The sequence below is a fragment of the Rummeliibacillus pycnus genome (assembly GCF_044359855.1).
GTDB classification, from domain to species: domain Bacteria; phylum Bacillota; class Bacilli; order Bacillales_A; family Planococcaceae; genus Rummeliibacillus; species Rummeliibacillus pycnus_A.
The window spans coordinates 1,374,224-1,392,581 of sequence record NZ_CP132291.1 but is presented as its reverse complement, the minus strand read 5'-3'; the positions used below and the strand labels follow the sequence as shown (position 1 = coordinate 1,392,581).

The 18,358-nt window shown below is 31.0% G+C and carries 15 protein-coding genes; all 15 read left to right on the top strand.

What is annotated here, in order from left to right; all coding sequences use genetic code 11:
* The 15 genes from Q8X41_RS06900 to Q8X41_RS06830 all read left to right on the top strand — a co-directional run bounded on the left by Q8X41_RS06900 (window position 1) and on the right by Q8X41_RS06830 (window position 18,321).
* Complete coding sequence (locus Q8X41_RS06900; RefSeq protein ID WP_397539516.1) at window positions 1–1,077, top strand: FAD-dependent monooxygenase; 1,077 nt, start codon at window positions 1–3, stop codon at window positions 1,075–1,077.
* Window positions 1,078–1,328: 251 nt separating this feature from the next.
* Window positions 1,329–1,889: a hypothetical protein gene (locus Q8X41_RS06895; RefSeq protein WP_397539515.1), complete on the top strand. Its 561-nt coding sequence runs from the start codon at window positions 1,329–1,331 to the stop codon at window positions 1,887–1,889.
* A 459-nt stretch (window positions 1,890–2,348) separates the two neighbouring features.
* Window positions 2,349–2,936 (top strand): hypothetical protein, encoded by a 588-nt coding sequence (locus Q8X41_RS06890; RefSeq protein WP_397539514.1) that lies wholly within the window; start codon window positions 2,349–2,351, stop codon window positions 2,934–2,936.
* A gap of 16 nt (window positions 2,937–2,952) precedes the next feature.
* Window positions 2,953–3,621 (top strand): hypothetical protein, encoded by a 669-nt coding sequence (locus tag Q8X41_RS06885; RefSeq protein ID WP_397539513.1) that lies wholly within the window; start codon window positions 2,953–2,955, stop codon window positions 3,619–3,621.
* 16 nt (window positions 3,622–3,637) lie between these two features.
* Entirely contained in the window at window positions 3,638–4,303 is a 666-nt protein-coding gene (locus Q8X41_RS06880) for a hypothetical protein (protein ID WP_397539512.1), read from the top strand.
* Between the two features lie 22 nt (window positions 4,304–4,325).
* On the top strand, window positions 4,326–4,994 hold the full coding sequence (locus Q8X41_RS06875; RefSeq protein WP_397539511.1) for a hypothetical protein: 669 nt from the start codon (window positions 4,326–4,328) through the stop codon (window positions 4,992–4,994).
* Between the two features lie 662 nt (window positions 4,995–5,656).
* Window positions 5,657–6,322 carry a hypothetical protein gene (locus tag Q8X41_RS06870; RefSeq protein ID WP_397539510.1) on the top strand — a complete coding sequence of 222 codons (666 nt, stop codon included), beginning with the start codon at window positions 5,657–5,659 and terminating at the stop codon, window positions 6,320–6,322.
* A 20-nt stretch (window positions 6,323–6,342) separates the two neighbouring features.
* Window positions 6,343–8,337, top strand: coding sequence for a DUF6792 domain-containing protein (locus Q8X41_RS06865; RefSeq protein WP_397539509.1), 1,995 nt, complete (start codon window positions 6,343–6,345; stop codon window positions 8,335–8,337).
* Window positions 8,338–8,349: 12 nt separating this feature from the next.
* Entirely contained in the window at window positions 8,350–8,682 is a 333-nt protein-coding gene (locus Q8X41_RS06860; RefSeq protein WP_397539508.1) for a hypothetical protein, read from the top strand.
* 58 nt (window positions 8,683–8,740) lie between these two features.
* Entirely contained in the window at window positions 8,741–9,034 is a 294-nt protein-coding gene (locus Q8X41_RS06855; protein ID WP_397539507.1) for a WXG100 family type VII secretion target, read from the top strand.
* 63 nt (window positions 9,035–9,097) lie between these two features.
* A complete protein-coding gene (locus Q8X41_RS06850; RefSeq protein WP_397539506.1) occupies window positions 9,098–9,337 on the top strand; it encodes an EsaB/YukD family protein in 240 nt (79 codons plus the stop codon).
* Between the two features lie 15 nt (window positions 9,338–9,352).
* Complete coding sequence (essB, locus tag Q8X41_RS06845) at window positions 9,353–10,663, top strand: type VII secretion protein EssB (RefSeq protein WP_397539505.1); 1,311 nt, start codon at window positions 9,353–9,355, stop codon at window positions 10,661–10,663.
* A 29-nt stretch (window positions 10,664–10,692) separates the two neighbouring features.
* Window positions 10,693–15,111 (top strand): type VII secretion protein EssC, encoded by a 4,419-nt coding sequence (essC, locus tag Q8X41_RS06840; RefSeq protein ID WP_397539504.1) that lies wholly within the window; start codon window positions 10,693–10,695, stop codon window positions 15,109–15,111.
* Window positions 15,108–17,846: a type VII secretion protein EsaA gene (gene esaA, locus Q8X41_RS06835; RefSeq protein WP_397539503.1), complete on the top strand. Its 2,739-nt coding sequence runs from the start codon at window positions 15,108–15,110 to the stop codon at window positions 17,844–17,846. Before essC ends, esaA begins: the two co-directional genes overlap by 4 nt.
* Window positions 17,836–18,321, top strand: a complete 486-nt coding sequence (locus tag Q8X41_RS06830) for a type VII secretion EssA family protein (protein ID WP_397539502.1) — start codon at window positions 17,836–17,838, stop codon at window positions 18,319–18,321. The genes esaA and Q8X41_RS06830 overlap by 11 nt, the downstream gene beginning before the upstream one ends.
* Window positions 18,322–18,358 lie beyond the last annotated feature (37 nt).

The following is an 18,358-nucleotide window of genomic DNA, read 5'->3' as shown; positions in this document are numbered from 1 at the left end:
TTGAAAGTAGATGTATGTGTTGTAGGCGCAGGTCCTAGTGGTACATTACTTGCCTATTTATTAGCGAAGAAAGATATATCTGTACTGTTAATTGAACGTTCAGAGAATATCGGCAAATTTTTTCGAGGAGAGCATGTCAACGAAGATGGCGAAGCGATTTTAAAGAAGCATCATTTATTTGATGGAGTGGAAGAACTAGGTCTTTTACGTATGGAGCACATTGAGTATTGGCATAATGGAGAGCTTTTTAAAACGATTGAACCAGATCCTGCAATCGGCCATCTTAGTATGCACGTACCGCAAGCGAATTTGTTAACAGCTATTTTAAATGAAGCACAAAAACTGCCGAACTTTCAATTGTGGCTAAACACGGCAGTAAGTGATTTAGTACAAGATGAATCTGGTCGCTATATGGCAGTAAAAACAAAGCATGGTGAAGAAGTACAAGTGGTTGAAGCGGACTTAATCGTCGGAGCAGATGGTCGTTACTCAACTGTCCGTAAAAAAGCTGGTTTAGATACAGTGACTCGTAAGCATGACTTTGATTTACTATGGGCTAGAATTCCAGCACCCGCAAATTGGTCACCTTCGATTAAAAATGCTTCTATTGATGGCCTTCAATTGGCTGTCTATTCCCAAGCGAATGATTTTATTCAAATAGGGTGGAATATAAAAGAAGGTTCATATCCAAAGCTGCATAAAGAACCGATTTCGCCGTTTATTGATAAATTGATTGAAGCATTCCCAGAGCTAGAAGAAACGGTTCGCAACAATATTCAATCTTGGCATGATTTTGTGCTTCTCGATGTGTTTAGTAGTTTCAGTGAAGAGTGGGGGAAAGAAGGTTTACTTTGCATTGGTGATGCAGTGCATACCATGACCCCAACAGGTGGATATGGACTAAACTGTGCATTAAAGGATGCCGATATGTTAGCTGACATATTGCACAAAGAAAAAATTTCTCAGATTGATTTTACTAACTTTATTACAGAACGTAAAAAAGAAGCCAAAAAACTATTAGCTTCTCAAATTGAAATGGAACAAACATTTTTAGAGAATTTTGCTGTTTTATCATAAGGACACCTGAAAAGCTAAATGGAACCATGATTTTATAAAATTTTGTATTCCTATCTTTGTTGAAGTGGAAATAGCGGAGACTCCTGTGGGAAAACGGACTAGACGAGACCCCGCAGGAACGAGGAGGCTCGTCAGTTCGCCCACGGAAAGCGGAGCTAATTCCACTTCATGTGGTTGCCGATTAGTAATTAAATTTTTTATAAAAATAGTATTTGTTTTAGAGCTTACTTGTAGCTTAGGAGGAACTTTTTTTGAAATTTGGATTTGATATTGATGATACATTAATTAATTTACGCGAACATGCTTTTCACTTGTACAATAAAAAGCTAGGAAAAGAAGTAGGAATTGAAGTATTTCGCGCATTAAAGATAGTAGAAATTCACGAAGCATTCGATTTAACAAAAGAACAAGGAAGTCATATGTGGTCATCCTCTTTAGAAGACATTTACTTCTCAGATTGCCCAGTTTTTGAATTTGCATTAGAAACACTGCAGCAGTTAGAAGCAGACGGTCACGAAATTTACTTCATCACTTCTCGTCCGAAACAATATTGTGAAAGAACGCGTGAGTGGATGAAAGAAAAAGGTTTCCCTGTAAAAGATGAACGATTTTATTGTGGTATGCAAGATAATGAAAAAATCGATACAATCAAATCATTACAGCTTGATTACTACTTCGATGACAAACCAGCAGTACTGTTAACGATTCAAGACGTCCATACAAAAGCTGTTGTTATCAACCAATCCTATAATCAAGATGTCAATTTACCACGCATGTTTTCATGGTCTGAATTTAAGTCTTTTATTAAATAAATATGTAGAAGCCAATAACTGAATTTTTGAAGGTAGAAATGTAATTAAACGTTTCTGCCTTTTTATTTTTAGGTAAATAGAGTTCTAATTTTAATAGTGGATTCTTCAAGTAATCAACATAATTAAAATCCATTAAAGAAAAGCCTAATCACATTGCAAGGTTTTTAAACATCTTTTATGACGACTCATATATCACAAAACTATGGTAAAAAATAACTATACATAAAAATAGTAGATTATAATTTATACACATAAATCTAAATAATGTAATATTATCCATAAGAACGAAATAAAAGTGCTAGACACTGTACAAATAATATTGCACAGGTCTGCACTTTTATAGAAGTAAAAAAATTTAAATGGAATAGGTGTTTGACAATGAGTATGTTTAAAAACGTGAAAGTAATACTAGTAAGCATCCTCGTCGCATCGCTGCTGATAATAATAGGGGGATGTAAAGTGGATTTTGAAATAAAAGACACCGATCCAAAAGAAGAAAAATTATTAAATTCTAGGGCTATGAAAGATGATTTTACTTCGGAATTTTTAAAAATAAATCCAAAAGAAGAAAATTATCTAACATTTACCTCAGGAACAAAAGGATATAAGATGCTATTTCAAAAAGATGCAATTGTCCAAAATTCTACTTATCAATTAAAGGATGATAAATACGAATTTGCAGAAGTTACATTTGAAATAAAGCCCGACAATTTAGTGTTTTATCAGAAAAATAATTACTTTAATGATCATATGGGAGAAGATGTAAATTTTTTAGTAGATGATATGAAAAAAGAATTAGATGGTGCAAATGTTAAGCACTATGTGAAAAAAGACAATGAGTATTTTACAGCTAGGCTTGTGAATAAAGAGGATGGAGTACCATATAATGAATTTTTTGCAATTTTACATTCTAAGAAATTTAAAACAAGAAGTGTTTCGTTTTATGGTTTTGCAAGTTGTACAGATGTAAAAAAAACGTGTAATGCAAAGGACAATAGAGTTGAAAAACACTTTAATAAAATTATAGAATCTTTTGAATTTCAATGAAAATAGGAGTAAATAAATGCCATCATTAAAATATAGCAAGTTAGTATTAGGTAGTCTTTGTTTAATAATGACAGCCATCCTAATAGGGGGATGTAAAGTGGATTTTGAAATAAAAGATACAGATCCGAAAGAAGAAAAATTATTGAATTCTAGAGCTATGAAAGATGAAAGATCAGCAAAATTTTTATCGGTAAATCCAAAAGAAGATGATTATCTAACATTTATCTCCGGAACAAAAGGGTATAAGATGTTATTCCATAAAGATGCGATTGTAAATAAATTTTATGAAATACATGATAAAAATTTTGAACGAGTAACAGTTACTTTTAGATTTAAAAACGATAATTTATTGATTTATCAAGATACAACCTATTATGATAGTACAGATTTTGGGCAAGATGTTGAATATTTAGTTGATTCAATGGGGAAAAAATTAAAAGGATCAAAGATTAAACATTTTGAGGATGAAGGAAAAGAATATTACATAGGAAGATTGTTTGAGTATGATGAAAAAATTCCTTATAGCTACTTTTATGCGGTCATTCATTCTAAAAAATATAAAACTAAAAGTGTAGAGTTTTATGGCTTTGGAAGTTGTGCAGAAGTCAAAAAGACATGTAATGCAGAGGACAATAGAGTTGAAAAACACTTTAATAAAATTATAGAATCTTTTGAATTTCAATAAAAATAGGAGTAAATAAATGCCATCATTAAAATATAGCAAGTTAGTATTAGGTAGTCTTAGTTTAATAATAACTGCCATCCTAATAGGGGGATGTAAAGTGGATTTTGAAATAAAAAGCACAGATCCAAAAGAAGAAAAATTATTAAATTCTAGAGCTATGAAAGATGAAAGATCAGCAAAATTTTTATCGGTAAATCCAAAAGAAGAGAATTATCTAACATTCACCTCGGGAACAAAAGGTTATAAAATGCTATTTTATAAGGATGCGATTGTGAATAATTTTTATGAAATACATGATTCTATTTTTGAAAATGTAACGGTTACTTTTAAATATAAACCTGATAATTTACTAATATATCAAGAATCCACCTACTATGATAGTGAGCATTTAGGGGCTAATGTAGATTATTTAGTTGAAACGATGAAGGAAAATTTAAAAGGGGCAAAGATTAAGCGATTTGAGGATGATGAAAAGGAATATTACACTGGTAGGGTATTTAAGTATGACGAAAAAATTCCTTATAATAAATTCTATGCAATTATTCATTCAAAAAAATACAAAGCAAAAAGTGTAGAGTTTTATGGTTACGGTAGTTGCTCAGAAGTTGATAAGACATGTAATGCAAAGGATGAAAGAATTGAAAAGCATTTTGATAAGATAATTAAGTCTTTTAAATTTTAATAATTAATATAGGAGTAAATAAATGCTATTACTAAAAAACAGCAAGTTAACATTTGGTAGTCTTTGTATAATAGTAACAGCCATCCTAATAGCGGGATGTAAAGTGGATTTTGAAATAAAAGATACAGATCCGAAAGAAGAAAAATTATTAAATACTAGAGCTATGAAAGATGATTTTACTTCGGGATTTTTATCAATAAAACCAAAAGAAAACAATTATCTAACTTTTACCTCAGGAACAAAAGGTTATAAGATGCTATTTCATAAGGATGCTATAGCCCAAGATTTCTATTATGAAAAAAATGATAAACATTTTGAGAGAGTAGTAGTTACTTTCGGGTATAAACCTGATAATTTATTAATCTATCAAGATACAACCTATTACGATAATGAGCATTTAGGGGCAAATGTAGATTATTTAGTTGAATCAATGCAGGAAGATTTAAAAGGGAAAAAAATTAAACATTTTGAGGATGACGAAAAAGAATACTACACAGGAAGATTATTCGAATATCATGAAGAAATTCCTTATAGTAACTTTTATGCGGTTATTCATTCTAAAAAATATAAGACAAAAAGTGTAACTTTTTATGGATATGGAAGTTGTACGGATGTTAAAAAAACGTGTAATGCAAAAGATGAAAGAATCGAAAAGCATTTTAATAAAATTTTAAAGTCTTTTAAATTTTGAAAAAGTGTTAATGGGATTATGCAATTGAATTTTTTGAGAGTTGCAAAACGAATGCTATATAAAGCAAAAGTCATGAAAAATTAAAATTATTATATATAAATTAGTGAAAGAAGTACAGATTATTAATGGGAAATAATGATTAAAGGGAATTATTACTAAAAAAAACAAATAAATATAAAGTGGATATTGAATTTGATTTTTATCCAGCCAATTAGCGATTAGCTATGATAATAGGACTACATGTTATGGAAGAGTAAAAATAATAAAATAATATATTATTGATTAATTGTCACTTATATATTGTATAAAATGTAATGTATTGGAATTGAGTTTAAAATAGAGAAGTTTTAAATGTATGATAACTATTGGTTTTTAAGGGATTCGAAAGAATTTCCGTCTAAATTTAAAACTCCAAATAATCGAATAATCAGATTTATCTATGGTAATAAATTACCAATTTAAATTTAGTAAAATATGATTTTTACTTAGAAAACCAAATCATGTAAAATTTAGACATAATGATCTGTTTGCAATCCAGTTTCTAATGAAAAATAACAATACAATAAATCAAAGAATAGATAAAAGAAAAATACTTTAATAAAGGGATAAATTATTGAATCACACTGTTTTAATCATATATAAAAAGAAATAGGAGTAAATAAATGCAACTATTAAAAAACAGAAAATTAGCATTAGTTAGTCTCTTTTTGATTATAACTGCCATCTTAATAGGGGGATGTAAAGTGGATTTTGAAATAAAAGATACAGATCCAAAAGAAGAAGAATTATTAAACTCTAGAGCAATGAAAGATGATAAATCAGTAAAATTTTTATCGTTAAACCCAAATGAAAAAAATTATTTAACTTTTACCTCAGGAACAAAAGGTTATAAGATGTTGTTTCATAAAGATGCAATTGTTCAAAATTTTACTTATGAATTAAAGGATGATAAATACGAATTTGTAGAAGTAACATTTAAAATAAAGCCTGACAATTTAGAACTTTATCAGAAAAATAAATACTTTAATAACTATATAGGGGAAGATGCAAATTATTTAGTAGATGATATGAAAGAAAAATTAAATGGTGCTAATGTTAAACACTATGTGAAAAAAGACAATGAATACTATACAGCTAGGCTTTTGAATAAAGTAGATGGAGTACCTTTTAATGAATTTTTTGCAATTATACATTCAAAGAAATTTAAAACAAGAAGTGTTTCGTTTTATGGTTATGCAAGTTGTGCAGATGTAAAAAAAACCTGTAATGCAGAGGACAAAAGAGTTGAAAAACACTTTAATAAAATTATAGAATCTTTTGAATTTTAAAGGAAATATAGGTGGTTGAAGTGGGGAATCAGAAAGAAGTATTTAATAGTGACATTGTTAAAGTTCGACTAGCTAAAGAAGAATATTCTGATCTTAGTGTAGAGAAAGTGAAACAAATTTATCTAGAAGAGACAGGGAAGAAACTGGATGCACAGGTAAAAGTATATAAAAGTATTGATAATATCAAGTCAGATTCAGGTTTTGCAGGTTCAATCATTCATATTTATAATCCTAAAAAAGGCATCAATGAAGCTTATACTATTACTAGAGGAACCGAAGATACAAAGGATTGGGAATACAATATGTTTGGATTATTTGGAGCAATAGATACCCAACAATACGAAGATGCCAAAATATTCCACAATAAAACCATTGGGATAATAAAGAAAGAAACAAATATAGGTAGCGATAAAAATAATATTAAGCTGAATGAGTATGCAATAGGTCATTCTTTAGGTGGAAATCTAGCGCAAACTTTAAATCTTGATGGAGCAAATTTTAGAGAGGTCACAGTAATAAACGATGCTCCACCAAGTGCATACCAACTGGCGTCTATAGATAAAGAATTTCATAATTATTTAAAAATTAAACTAAATCTAGATAATAGTAACAGAGATGAATTACTTAAAGTTAATCCTGAAAAACTTAAAAAACTTGCAGAAGAGTATTATGCAGAAAAAGGTTCGAATATAAGGCATTTAACAGCAAATGACGATATGCTTTACTGGGCTTCTAAAATCAGGGGTTTTATAGAGTTAGGAACTCGGGAGAAGATTGAAACAAATCCCGACTTTTCTGGATTAGATGGTACTTTAGGAAGTGTTACTAACTTAAATGATCAAGAATTAGCAAAACTCCAAATGTATATGAGCAAATATAAAATTGAATATCAAACGGGTGGATTGGAAGGTTTCATATATGGGGCTACAGGCATCACTTCTTTAAAGGAAGCTTGGGGGAATTTCCAAGAAAGTGTAAAAGATATATTACCTTCGGTTAATATTAAGAATCCAGCTACAAGTAACAATCTGATAACCGATATAACGAATAAATTTTTTCCATTTAATGTATTGAATGGAGGGATTTCTATCACTATGAAAAATCCTATAAGTTCAATGCAGGATATTTATAACAGTAGTTTAGTTATGGCTGAAAAAGTTAATCAAACGGTAAAACAGACAACTGAATTGGTAGGCATCCTTTTTAAGGCGTTAATACCTTTACTAGGTAACGCAGGTGAAAGGATTTCAGCTAAAATTGTTTCCACAAAAATTGAAACTATAAATAAGATTTTAGATAAAATAAATAAGATAAAAAATGAAATAGATAAAAATGGGTATTTTAATTTAAATAATGTATCATTGGTTTTTGATTTACTAAAAGAACTGAAAAATGCAATGAATCTATTTTTGGAAGTAGCAGAAGATATAGAAATTATAATTGATGAAGTGAAGCAGATTAAGAAAGAGGTTGATTCAGCTGTCTCTGCACATGGCTTAGAGGAAATGCTTAATGGCTTAGATAAGATGCTTATTCATCTAGCTGGATCAGGAAAGAGCTATGAAGGAAATGATTTAGTAATGACTGGTAAATCGGGTTCCAAAGAAGTAAAGGTCAATATTTCTTCAGCCTTACGTATATATAAGACTGGTACAGAAATATACAGTGATAAATCCACGCTATTAACAAAAATGAAAGCGCAATATGAAAGCGAATATCCCGACTATTACCAAAATCATATAGTAAAGCTGAACAAAGAAATTCAATTAATGGAAGCAAGTCCAGGCTCGTATAGCTATCTCGTACCTTATTCAGATATTAGAGTTACTTCCATCTCTGTAGAAGAAAAAATAGATCCGATGAGCCCAAGTATTATAAGTGCTTTCACTACAATATTCCAAGAAATGAATACCGAAATTGAAACTGGTAAAAAGTTTATAGAGAAAATTAGAACATCCATTGAAAAAATGTTCCAAGAAGATGAAAAAGTTGCTCAAATGTTCAAATATATCTAAGGGGGTGTTCTGATGGGTGTTTACGCAACTGATTACCAATTTCTATCTAATGAGGATTTATTGTACAAATCTGTATCGATGAATCATCTTCTTGAAGAAAGCTTGAACTTGCATATGCAGTTAAACGAAAGCATTAATAGTGAGTTAAATGTAAGTTCAGGAATGTTTATCGATGAAATATTAAATAAGCTACGAGAAAAAACAAGAACACATAGTGATTTTATCGCTAATGCTAAAACAACTGTTCAAACTCAGACCGTTGTCTATGAAAATGATCTCAATAAGATGAACATTCAACGGATTAATATATACTATGAAATTATTGAAAAGGTAAAAAGTGGTTGATAATTAGATGGTTTTCCATCAATTATATAAATAAAAAATTTAAAAGGAGATGTTTTTTATGTCAGGTATTATTCGCGTTACACCAGCTGAATTACAAGCAATGTCAGGAAAATATACAACAGAAAGTGGTGAAACAGAACATCAAATAACCCGCTTAGACAAAATGATTGAGGACTTGCAAGGAATGTGGGAGGGGGAATCTAGTAAAGCATTTGCTGAACAATTCCACTCATTAAGACCTTCTTTTGTAGAAATGCAAAATTTACTTTCAGATATTGCGTCTCAATTATCAGCTGCGGGACGTGCTCTTGAAGATGCAGACCAGCAAATTGCAGGTCAAATCAGAGGCTAGTTTCTGCGTCATTCTAAGAAGTGCCTTATTTTACGGCACTTCTTTTTTTAAGGAGTGAATAGTATGTATATAGATTTAACTATCGATTTAAAAAATTATAATGCTTCAGCCTTTGACTTAAGAATCTCTAATTATCACTCTATAAGAACATTGATAGAAATGGTTTGGCAAATGCAAAATTTGATAGAACCTCCTCGAAATGGTTATTGGATAAGAGTTGATAATAAAGACAAAGTTTATGGTGGTTATGAAAGGCTGATCAATGCAAATATCAATTCAGGAGATCGGATTGAAATACTATAGGAGGGAAATCGAAGAATGAGCGAATATCCCAAAAATTATCTGGGTCAACAGTTAGATGCTTTTACGGAAGTCCGAGATAGACAGCTGGAAATTACATTTCAAAGAGAACGAATAAAATTAGATGACCCAATAGAAGTTACTTTTATAGAATCTTTAGACAGGCTCATTCAAAGAAAAGTTGAATGGAGCGATGTTGAACTTAAAATAAGATATCAATTTGATGAACCACTTCAATTTAGTTATGAAGTTTTTAAAGAAAATGAATTAAGTCGTCTCTATTTTTCTCAAAATCTTGTTAAAAAACTAAAATTTAATAATTTAAGTCGATTACAAATCGTTATTAGTCCAGAAAATGTTATATATGATGATGCAATGCAAGTGTACTTTTTGCATTTTGGAGTAGAAAATAGTGTTCCGCCATATATAAGTGAGGATAAGCGGTTACTTCAAGAGGTACGAGCATTATGTTGTGCAGCAATTGAACCCAAATATGATTTCTTTCACTACTTAAGTTATTCCACTACATCAGCTATACCTACAAGAGCCAAAAAAATTATGGCATGTGAATCATTATCGGCACTACAAGAAACTATTTCTGAAATGATTCAAAACTACCGTAAATATGAAAAAAGTATTACATCTATACCAATTAAAAAATGGAAAACAACAAAATATAGCTTTATAGGTGTAAGTGTATTATTAATTCCTCTAGTTATCTATGTTGTATATTCATTAACTTTTTCGATGCCAAAATATAATGCATACATAGCTAGTCAAGAGCAATTTTTAAATAGTGAATATAGCAATGTTGTGGATCAATTAGAACCGTATGATGCGAAGAAAATGCCATATGTTACAAAATATATGCTCAGCCTTTCTTATGTAACAAATGAACAATTAGATGAAACACAACGAGATAATGTATTAAAAACGATTACACTGCAAACCGATGAACGGTATTTTCTATTTTGGATTTACATAGGACGTGGTGAATCTGAAGAAGCATTGAAAATTGCCCGTGAATTAGAAGATATCGATTTAACTATTTTTGCACTTTTAAATCAGGAAGAAAATGTTAAGAATGATTCTTCTTTAGACAGCGAAAAAAAGAAACAAAAGTTGGATAGTATTAAGCAAGAAATAGAAGATTATAAACGTCAATTGGATGAGGCAAAAAAAGAAGATCAGGCTGAAACAACAGGAAGTGAATTAGATTCAACTTTACAAACTAAGGACACAGTTGAGGGAACTGATAAGAAAACAAATGATTCAGGAAAAAAGGCGTCTTTAAATGAAAATAAGTCAGAAAAGAAAACAGAGAAATAAGATATGGCGAAAGAAAGGAGGAAATCATAATGAGAACACTGTGGATTTATGTTAATCATTTTGTCTATTATTATCCAATTGAAAAAGAGAGAGAATTGACAATTGGAAAGGGTAACACCAATACGATTACATTAAATACTTTACTAGAAGATACAAAAATGTTTGTCAAGATTTCAAAATTCCATATTGGTATTTATGTAGAGGATCAATTATTATGTAATCTTTCGCATTTGCAATCTTTTAGTAAGCAAATTGATGGTAACAATATTCGGTTTTTATATACAAACGAAGAACCAAAAGTAGAACGTTTTTATGTTGGAAAGGCACCTGAGTTTTCACTAAGTATTAATGATGTCATTCAAATAAAAGATGATATATCGTATTCAGAGGATTTACGGTTTTTTAATTACAATGACAGTTGGATTGTAAAACCCGGTAATTCAGGCGTGTTTATAAATGGAAAAAAACAACTATCACCATGCAAATTAAATGTAGGAGATCGAATTATCTCTGATTGTCATACATTTTCTTTTATAGAAAATGATATTTTCGAAGTAAATGGTTATTTTCCAATTGAATCATCACTATCGGCAATTGTTGTACCCACTTCGAAAATAGCAGAAAACTATCCATTATATCGTCGAACTCCTCGAATGATCTATGAGTTGCCAACAGATAAGGTTTCTCTAACGTTTCCTTCTCAGGAAAGTGAAGAAAATAACAGGGGCTTATTACTTATGATAATGCCTCCTCTTGTCATGCTTGTTGCACTCACAATTATGGCTTTTATTCAACCACGTGGCATATATATAATCGTCACGCTTATGATGTTCATAGTGACAATCGTGACTTCGACTGTTCAATACATTAAGGATAAAAAACAGCGATTGAAAAAAGAAAAGAAAAGGGTAGCTATTTATAAAAAATATTTAGAAGCTAAACGTGCTGATTTGCATGAACTTTCTTTAAAGCAGCGAGAAGTAATGGAGTATCATTTTCTATCTTTAGAACAAATGAAATCATTAACAAGTTCACTAAGTGATCGAATATGGGAGAGGTCACTTAAAAGTCATGATTTTCTGCAATTCCGTTTAGGAACAGGTACTGTAAAATCTAGCTTTCAAATTAACTTTAATGCCAATGATTTAGCGAATCGGGAGTTAGATGATTTAATAGAACAATCCCATCAACTTGAAAATACATATAGCAATCTTCATGAGTTACCGACTGTTGCTGACTTATCAAGAGGACCTTTAGGATTAATCGGACAAGAATGGGTCGTCAAACGTGAATTGCATCAGATTATTGGGCAGCTCACTTTCTTTAATAGTTACCATGATTTGCGCATTGTATTGGTTTTTGATAAAGAAAATTATAAAGAATGGGAGTGGATGAAGTGGCTTCCACATTTTACACTACCTCATATTCAAGCTAAAGGGTTTATATATGACGAGCAGTCAAGGGACCAATTGTTGAATTCACTTTATGAAATAATTCGTGAGCGAGAGTTGAATGATGAGCAAGATGTTGTGTATAGACCTCATATGCTATTTGTTATTCTAAATCAAGATTTACTAGTAGATCACAAAATTATGGAATATTTAGAACGTAATATTCATCATTTAGGCGTTTCTACGATTTTTGCAGCCAAGTCTAAGGAAGGGTTACATGAAGAAATTGCAACATTAGTGCGATATGTAAATCAGTTTGAGGGAGATATTCTAATTGAAAATAAAAGGGCTATCAAACGTACTTTTAAAACAGATACGATGCATCATGAGTCTAATGAAAGATTTGCACGGCAACTAAAAGCATTAGATCATCAATTAGGTTTTACCAATTCAATCCCTACATCCATCTCTTTTTTAGAAATGCTAGATGTTCAAGATATGACACAATTATCAATTGCAGATAATTGGAGAAAGCATGAAGCTAAGGAAACTTTAGCAGTTCCAATAGGTGTAAAAGGTATAAATGAACTAGTCAAACTAAATTTACATGAGCGTGCTCATGGTCCGCATGGTTTGCTTGCTGGTACGACAGGTTCAGGGAAGAGTGAATTTTTACAAACGTATATCTTATCATTAGCTGTTCATTTTCACCCGCATGAAGTGGCTTTCTTGTTAATAGATTACAAAGGTGGTGGGATGGCTCAACCATTTAGAAACTTACCTCACTTACTAGGAACAATCACGAATCTTGATGGAAGTAAAAACTTTAGTGCAAGAGCATTAGCTTCCATTAAAAGTGAATTAAAACAAAGACAACAATTATTTGATACATTCAATGTTAATCATATAAATGATTACAATGACTTGGTAAAAAATCATGAGGCAACGATACCTATGCCGCATCTCTTTTTAATTTGTGATGAATTTGCAGAGTTAAAAACAGAAGAACCTGAGTTCATAGGTGAGCTAGTGAGTGCTGCGCGAATTGGTCGAAGCCTGGGGGTACATTTAATACTGGCTACACAAAAACCTGGAGGTATTATTGATGACCAAATCTGGAGTAATACAAATTTCCGTATTGCACTAAAAGTTCAAAATGCTGCAGATAGTAAGGACATTTTGAAAAATCCAGATGCTGCTAGTATTTCTGTGGCAGGTCGTGGTTATTTACAAGTAGGGAATAACGAAGTTTACGAACTTTTCCAATCTGCGTGGAGTGGTGCTCCATACTTGGATGATACTTCAGATACAGAATCAGAGGTTGCAATCATTACAGACTTAGGATTAATTCCACTTTCAAATGTGGAGAGCAAAAAAACACCAAAAAACAAAGAAAAAACAGAAATTGAAATGATCGTAAACGAAATTGAAAATGTGCAAAATGAATTGGAAATTGAAAAGTTGCCAAGTCCTTGGCTTCCACCATTAAAAGAACTTATTTACCAAAATCATGTTTGTGATGATCAATTGAATATTCCAATTGCTATTGTTGATGAACCAGAATTACAAAAACAATCTCCATACTATTATGAAATGTTTAAGGATGGGAATATCGCCATATTCGGTTCGTCTGGTTATGGAAAATCAACAACGGCCTTATTACTTCTTCTTAGTATGGCAAGGAACTTTTCACCAGAGGAAATCCATTACTATATTTTAGATTTTGGCAATGGTGCCTTACTTCCTTTAGGGTCATTGGCACATACAGCTGATGTATTTACAGTAGATGATCAACGCAAAATTGAGAAATTCCTAAAAAAGGTTCGACAGGAAATGGCGTCGCGAAAAAAGAAATTACAACAAATGCAAGTTAACACGATTCAAATGTATAATCAGGCAGCTGAAAAACAATTACCGCTTATATTTATTACGATTGAAAATTTTGATTATATCAAAGAAGAATTACCTGATATCGAGTTAACTCTCAACCAATATGTACGTGATGGTCAGTCATTAGGTATATATTTTATCTTTACTGCAACACGGATGAATGCGATTCGACCAGGGATGATGAATAATTTAAAAACGAAAATTGTTCATTATTTGCTTGATAGCACAGAGGCATCTTCTGTACTGGGCAGATTACCATATTTACCGGAGCCAATACCTGGTAGAACGATTATCAAAAAAGATGAAGCATACTTTGCACAAATCTTTATACATGCTGAAGGTGAAGATGATTTTGAACGTTTTGAAAATGTTAAACAAACCATCCAACTTTTCAATGAAAAATATAGTGATTTCGTTAATCCAGATCCGATTCCAATGTTATCAGATCGTTTAACAACAGTAGATATGAAAGGTTATGTTTCTTCTAAGACCCTAAAATTACAAATTTCTATTGGATTAGAAGAAGAAAACGTAACACCTGTAATCTTGGATTTAAATCAATCCCAACATTGTTTAATTGTAGGCCCGAGCCAAAGTGGAAAAACAAATACTTGTAAGCTCATTGTAGATTCTTTATTGCAAGAAAATATTCAATATTTTGGTGTGTTTGAAGCGTTCCAAAAAAACTTTATACACCTTGCTAAGCGGGAGAATATTAGCTATTTATCTACAAAAGAAGATATAACTGAATGGATAGAAAAGGTAGAGAATACCTTAGCAGATCGTGTAGAAAACGATGACTTTTTACAAGAGTATCAACCAATTGTGTTGCTAATAGATGGCTATAGTTTCTTCCAAGGAGTAGTAGATGCACGTCTTCAAGAACGATTAGCAAAGTTGATAAAAAATTATACAAATATTGGTTTCAACCTAATTGTAACAGGAAGCAATAATGATTTCTCTAAAGGATATGATGCGTTTACTAGTGAATTAAAACAACTGCGACAAGGGATTCTATTGATGAAAAAATCAGATCAAACGATATTTAACCTTTCATTTGATAGGAAAGAAAGAGAGATTAATAGCGGATTTGGTTATTATGTAAAAAATGGTCAAGAGTCATTTATTCAAATACCTTTAGTAGTAGAAAGTGAGGTAACAGTATGAAATTAGGACAAAAATACGTTTTTAAAGTGATTATCTTAGTACTTCTAATTGTTGCATTGCCTATACTTTCTTTTCAGTTTGTCAATCATAAAACTGACCAAAAACAGAAAGTATCCAACACTATCGCTATTGTAAACGAGGATATTGGTGCTGAAAAGGAAGGAAAATCATTAGCACTGGGCAATGATTTATCAACTATATTAAATAAAAACTCAAAATATGAGTGGAAGGTTGTTGGGAGAGGTGCTGCACAAAATGGCTTAAAGAGTAATAACTATGTAGCGGTGCTTTATATACCTTCTGATTTCTCAACAAAATTAATGCAGTATGAAGAAAATAATACGGTTGAAACCAAGTTTAACTATTCAATTCAAGACAAGCTCACAACTCTAGAAAAAGAAAAAGTACAAAGAGAGGTAGAAAGAGCTACTGGGGTTGCAAATGATAAAATTTCTGCATTATATTGGAGCTACGTTTCTCAAGACCTTCAAGATGTTCGATCAGGTTTTGATGGAATAGTGAAAAAAGAAATTGATTTCCAAACGAAAATGACTTCATTTTACAAAACAGTATCTTCCGATTTATCTAATGAGATGGATGGTCAAACAAAACAACTAAAATCCATTAAATCAGGCATAAAGAATTATGCTGAAAATACAAATGACTCGATTACATCTGCAGATCAATTTCAAGCAGAGCTAAAGGAATTTATCCAACAAGTTAATCAATTTCAAGAGTATCAAAATACACATGAAAAAATTATGCAGCAAAATTCAAATGAGCAAATGAAAATTGTTGAAAGTGGAATGTTAAATCAACAGTCTGATTTAGAATCTATCAATGGAGTATTGTCTGATCAGCAAACATTAATTGAAGATGAGCTTTCGGGTTTTTCAAATAATATTGATGAAAGTAATCAAGTGTTAGAGAATCTGTATTTACTAAGATCTAAAAATAATAATTTTGAAGTTGTTATGGATACCCTAACAAAATTAGAAACTAGTAATATTGAAAACCAATTGAAGGATATCATTAACAAGAGGAATAATTTGCCTAATTCGGATTCTCCAGGTTCAGGTGATAGTCAAGAAACAATATCGTCATTGCCGGAAATTAAGTTAAATATTCAAAATGAAGAAGATGCATTAGATTCTGTAGCTACTAAAATTAAACAGGTACAAAAAAGTATTGAAGCAGCGAACCAAGATGGATTGCCAGAGCTTTCTAAAGCTAGTCAAAATCTGCAAAATATCCAATCAAATTTAGTAAATATTAAAACGAATCTTCAAGCTATTCAAGAGGAACAATCAGCTTTCAATTCAGCAGCACAACAGTTACTTGTTACTGCGAAGAATTTGGAAAAAGAAAATGCTGATTTACAATATAAACTAGACCAAATAGTGGACGGAAATGAATCAAAATTGGTGGATCAAATCAAAAAAATAGAAACTAAAATACTGAAACAATCAGTATTAAATGATTCACAAAAAACTGCTTTGAGCTCAGCTTTTTATACTCAAATTGCAGCAGATGATAGTATCCAACTTTTAAATTATTATGAAGCATTAAATAAATTCGACGGTACACTTTCATCTAGTTTATTGAATGATAAAAAATTGGAAGCATTTAAAAAAGAAGTAAAACCACAATTAGAAATTTCAAAAGAAGAGACAGATTTATATCAACTCTTATTGGATGATTTACCTTCTATAAAAGAAAACATTGATAATGTAAAGCCTACGTTAATGGATAATTTAAAAGAAACAAACAATTTAGTATCTACTCACTTTGAACAAATCTCTACTGATTTAAATAATGTGACGGATTTAACCCAGACCCTACAAAGTCAAATCACAGAAACTATACATCCACCTTCATTGGGGAATTTGTCCGATATCAACTCTTTAGAGGGTACGCATGATATGATTCGTACAACGATGAAATCAGTTAAAAGTTCTATTGAATCCATTGATTCAACACAAACATCTGTAATTGGAAACGCACAACAAATATTATCAAATGTCAATGGAGTAAAAAAAGATGCTGGTATTTTAGACAATAAATTGGAAAGTAATTTACTCGTTACAAAGAAATATAAAGAAGATATATTCGCTGTACTTCCTAATACATTTATAGATGGACAAAGAAATACAAAGATCTTTGATTATTTAGCAGCACCTATCAATGTAGAAAACAAAAGTCCAATTGTCGAGGAAGTAAAAAAAGTCCCACCTTTAGTTTTAATCATTATTATATTAGTTTGTAGTTTGCTAATTGGTTATTTAGTAAATGAGATAAAATATCCTTCTTTACTGATGAAAAGTGGTATTTTTATCATGCTTAATCTTATTGTAGGTTTAATAATTAGTATGTATAGTTTGAAAATGTACGCTTTGGATGGAACTAAAGGCATTCAATGGTCAATTTTCACTATATTACTATTAATGACGTGCTCTGCATTTATCTTAAATGTAAATATTATTGGGCGCTTTATAGGTTGGATAGGAAGTATTTCTCTCCTACTATTCTTTATCGCACCATTACTTGCATTAACAGTGCCTGATTTTAATTATCGTGATCCAATGACAGCGATGTACATGTCTATTCAATACGATATGAATCCACCAATTGAATTGGCTTATTTTATCTTAGTATGTCTAATTATCTTATTTATGAGTATTTCATTGGCTACTATAAAATTTAGAAAGGGTGAGGGGGAGGTTGTTGAAGAATAGACTAATTCTGATTGGAATCGTCATATTTGGAATGTTCTTTGTGATGCCTTCTTTGGTTTTTGCATCAACGCCAGATATTGAAAAGCTTGTCCCTAATATATATCAATATAAAGAATTTAAAGAGAACAAAGATGTATTACATGATAATCATCAGAAAAAAAAGGTTAATTTATTAAGCGATGAATTAAAGTCATTGACTTTTGAAAAAAATCCTTATCCAAACCATGATAAATTAAAAGCAAACTTATTTGCTGGAGATTTTCGTGGAAATAATACAATTCAGTTGAAATCACAAAAGCTTAATCTATTTAAAGAGAAAAACAATGTAATAGAAGATTATTCCTTCAAAACAGAACAATCAGATGGTTTCACCTTATCTCTAGAACAGTTATTTTTGGGGATAATTATCACATTGTGTCTAGTACTTTGCTTTATCATTTTACCTAAGCTTTTAGCGAAGAAAAGTGTATCATAAAAGCAAAGAAATCTGATAAATGACGTCTTTATATAAT

What these genes read in the sequence shown, in the direction of transcription:
- Q8X41_RS06870 (WP_397539510.1), top strand. Translation starts at nt 5,657, where the DNA reads ATGCAACTATTAAAAAACAGAAAATTAGCATTAGTTAGTCTCTTTTTG.
- Q8X41_RS06850 (WP_397539506.1), top strand. Translation starts at nt 9,098, where the DNA reads ATGTATATAGATTTAACTATCGATTTAAAAAATTATAATGCTTCAGCC.
- Q8X41_RS06860 (WP_397539508.1), top strand. Translation starts at nt 8,350, where the DNA reads ATGGGTGTTTACGCAACTGATTACCAATTTCTATCTAATGAGGATTTA.
- essC (WP_397539504.1), top strand. Translation starts at nt 10,693, where the DNA reads ATGAGAACACTGTGGATTTATGTTAATCATTTTGTCTATTATTATCCA.
- Q8X41_RS06885 (WP_397539513.1), top strand. Translation starts at nt 2,953, where the DNA reads ATGCCATCATTAAAATATAGCAAGTTAGTATTAGGTAGTCTTTGTTTA.
- esaA (WP_397539503.1), top strand. Translation starts at nt 15,108, where the DNA reads ATGAAATTAGGACAAAAATACGTTTTTAAAGTGATTATCTTAGTACTT.
- Q8X41_RS06880 (WP_397539512.1), top strand. Translation starts at nt 3,638, where the DNA reads ATGCCATCATTAAAATATAGCAAGTTAGTATTAGGTAGTCTTAGTTTA.
- Q8X41_RS06855 (WP_397539507.1), top strand. Translation starts at nt 8,741, where the DNA reads ATGTCAGGTATTATTCGCGTTACACCAGCTGAATTACAAGCAATGTCA.
- essB (WP_397539505.1), top strand. Translation starts at nt 9,353, where the DNA reads ATGAGCGAATATCCCAAAAATTATCTGGGTCAACAGTTAGATGCTTTT.
- Q8X41_RS06875 (WP_397539511.1), top strand. Translation starts at nt 4,326, where the DNA reads ATGCTATTACTAAAAAACAGCAAGTTAACATTTGGTAGTCTTTGTATA.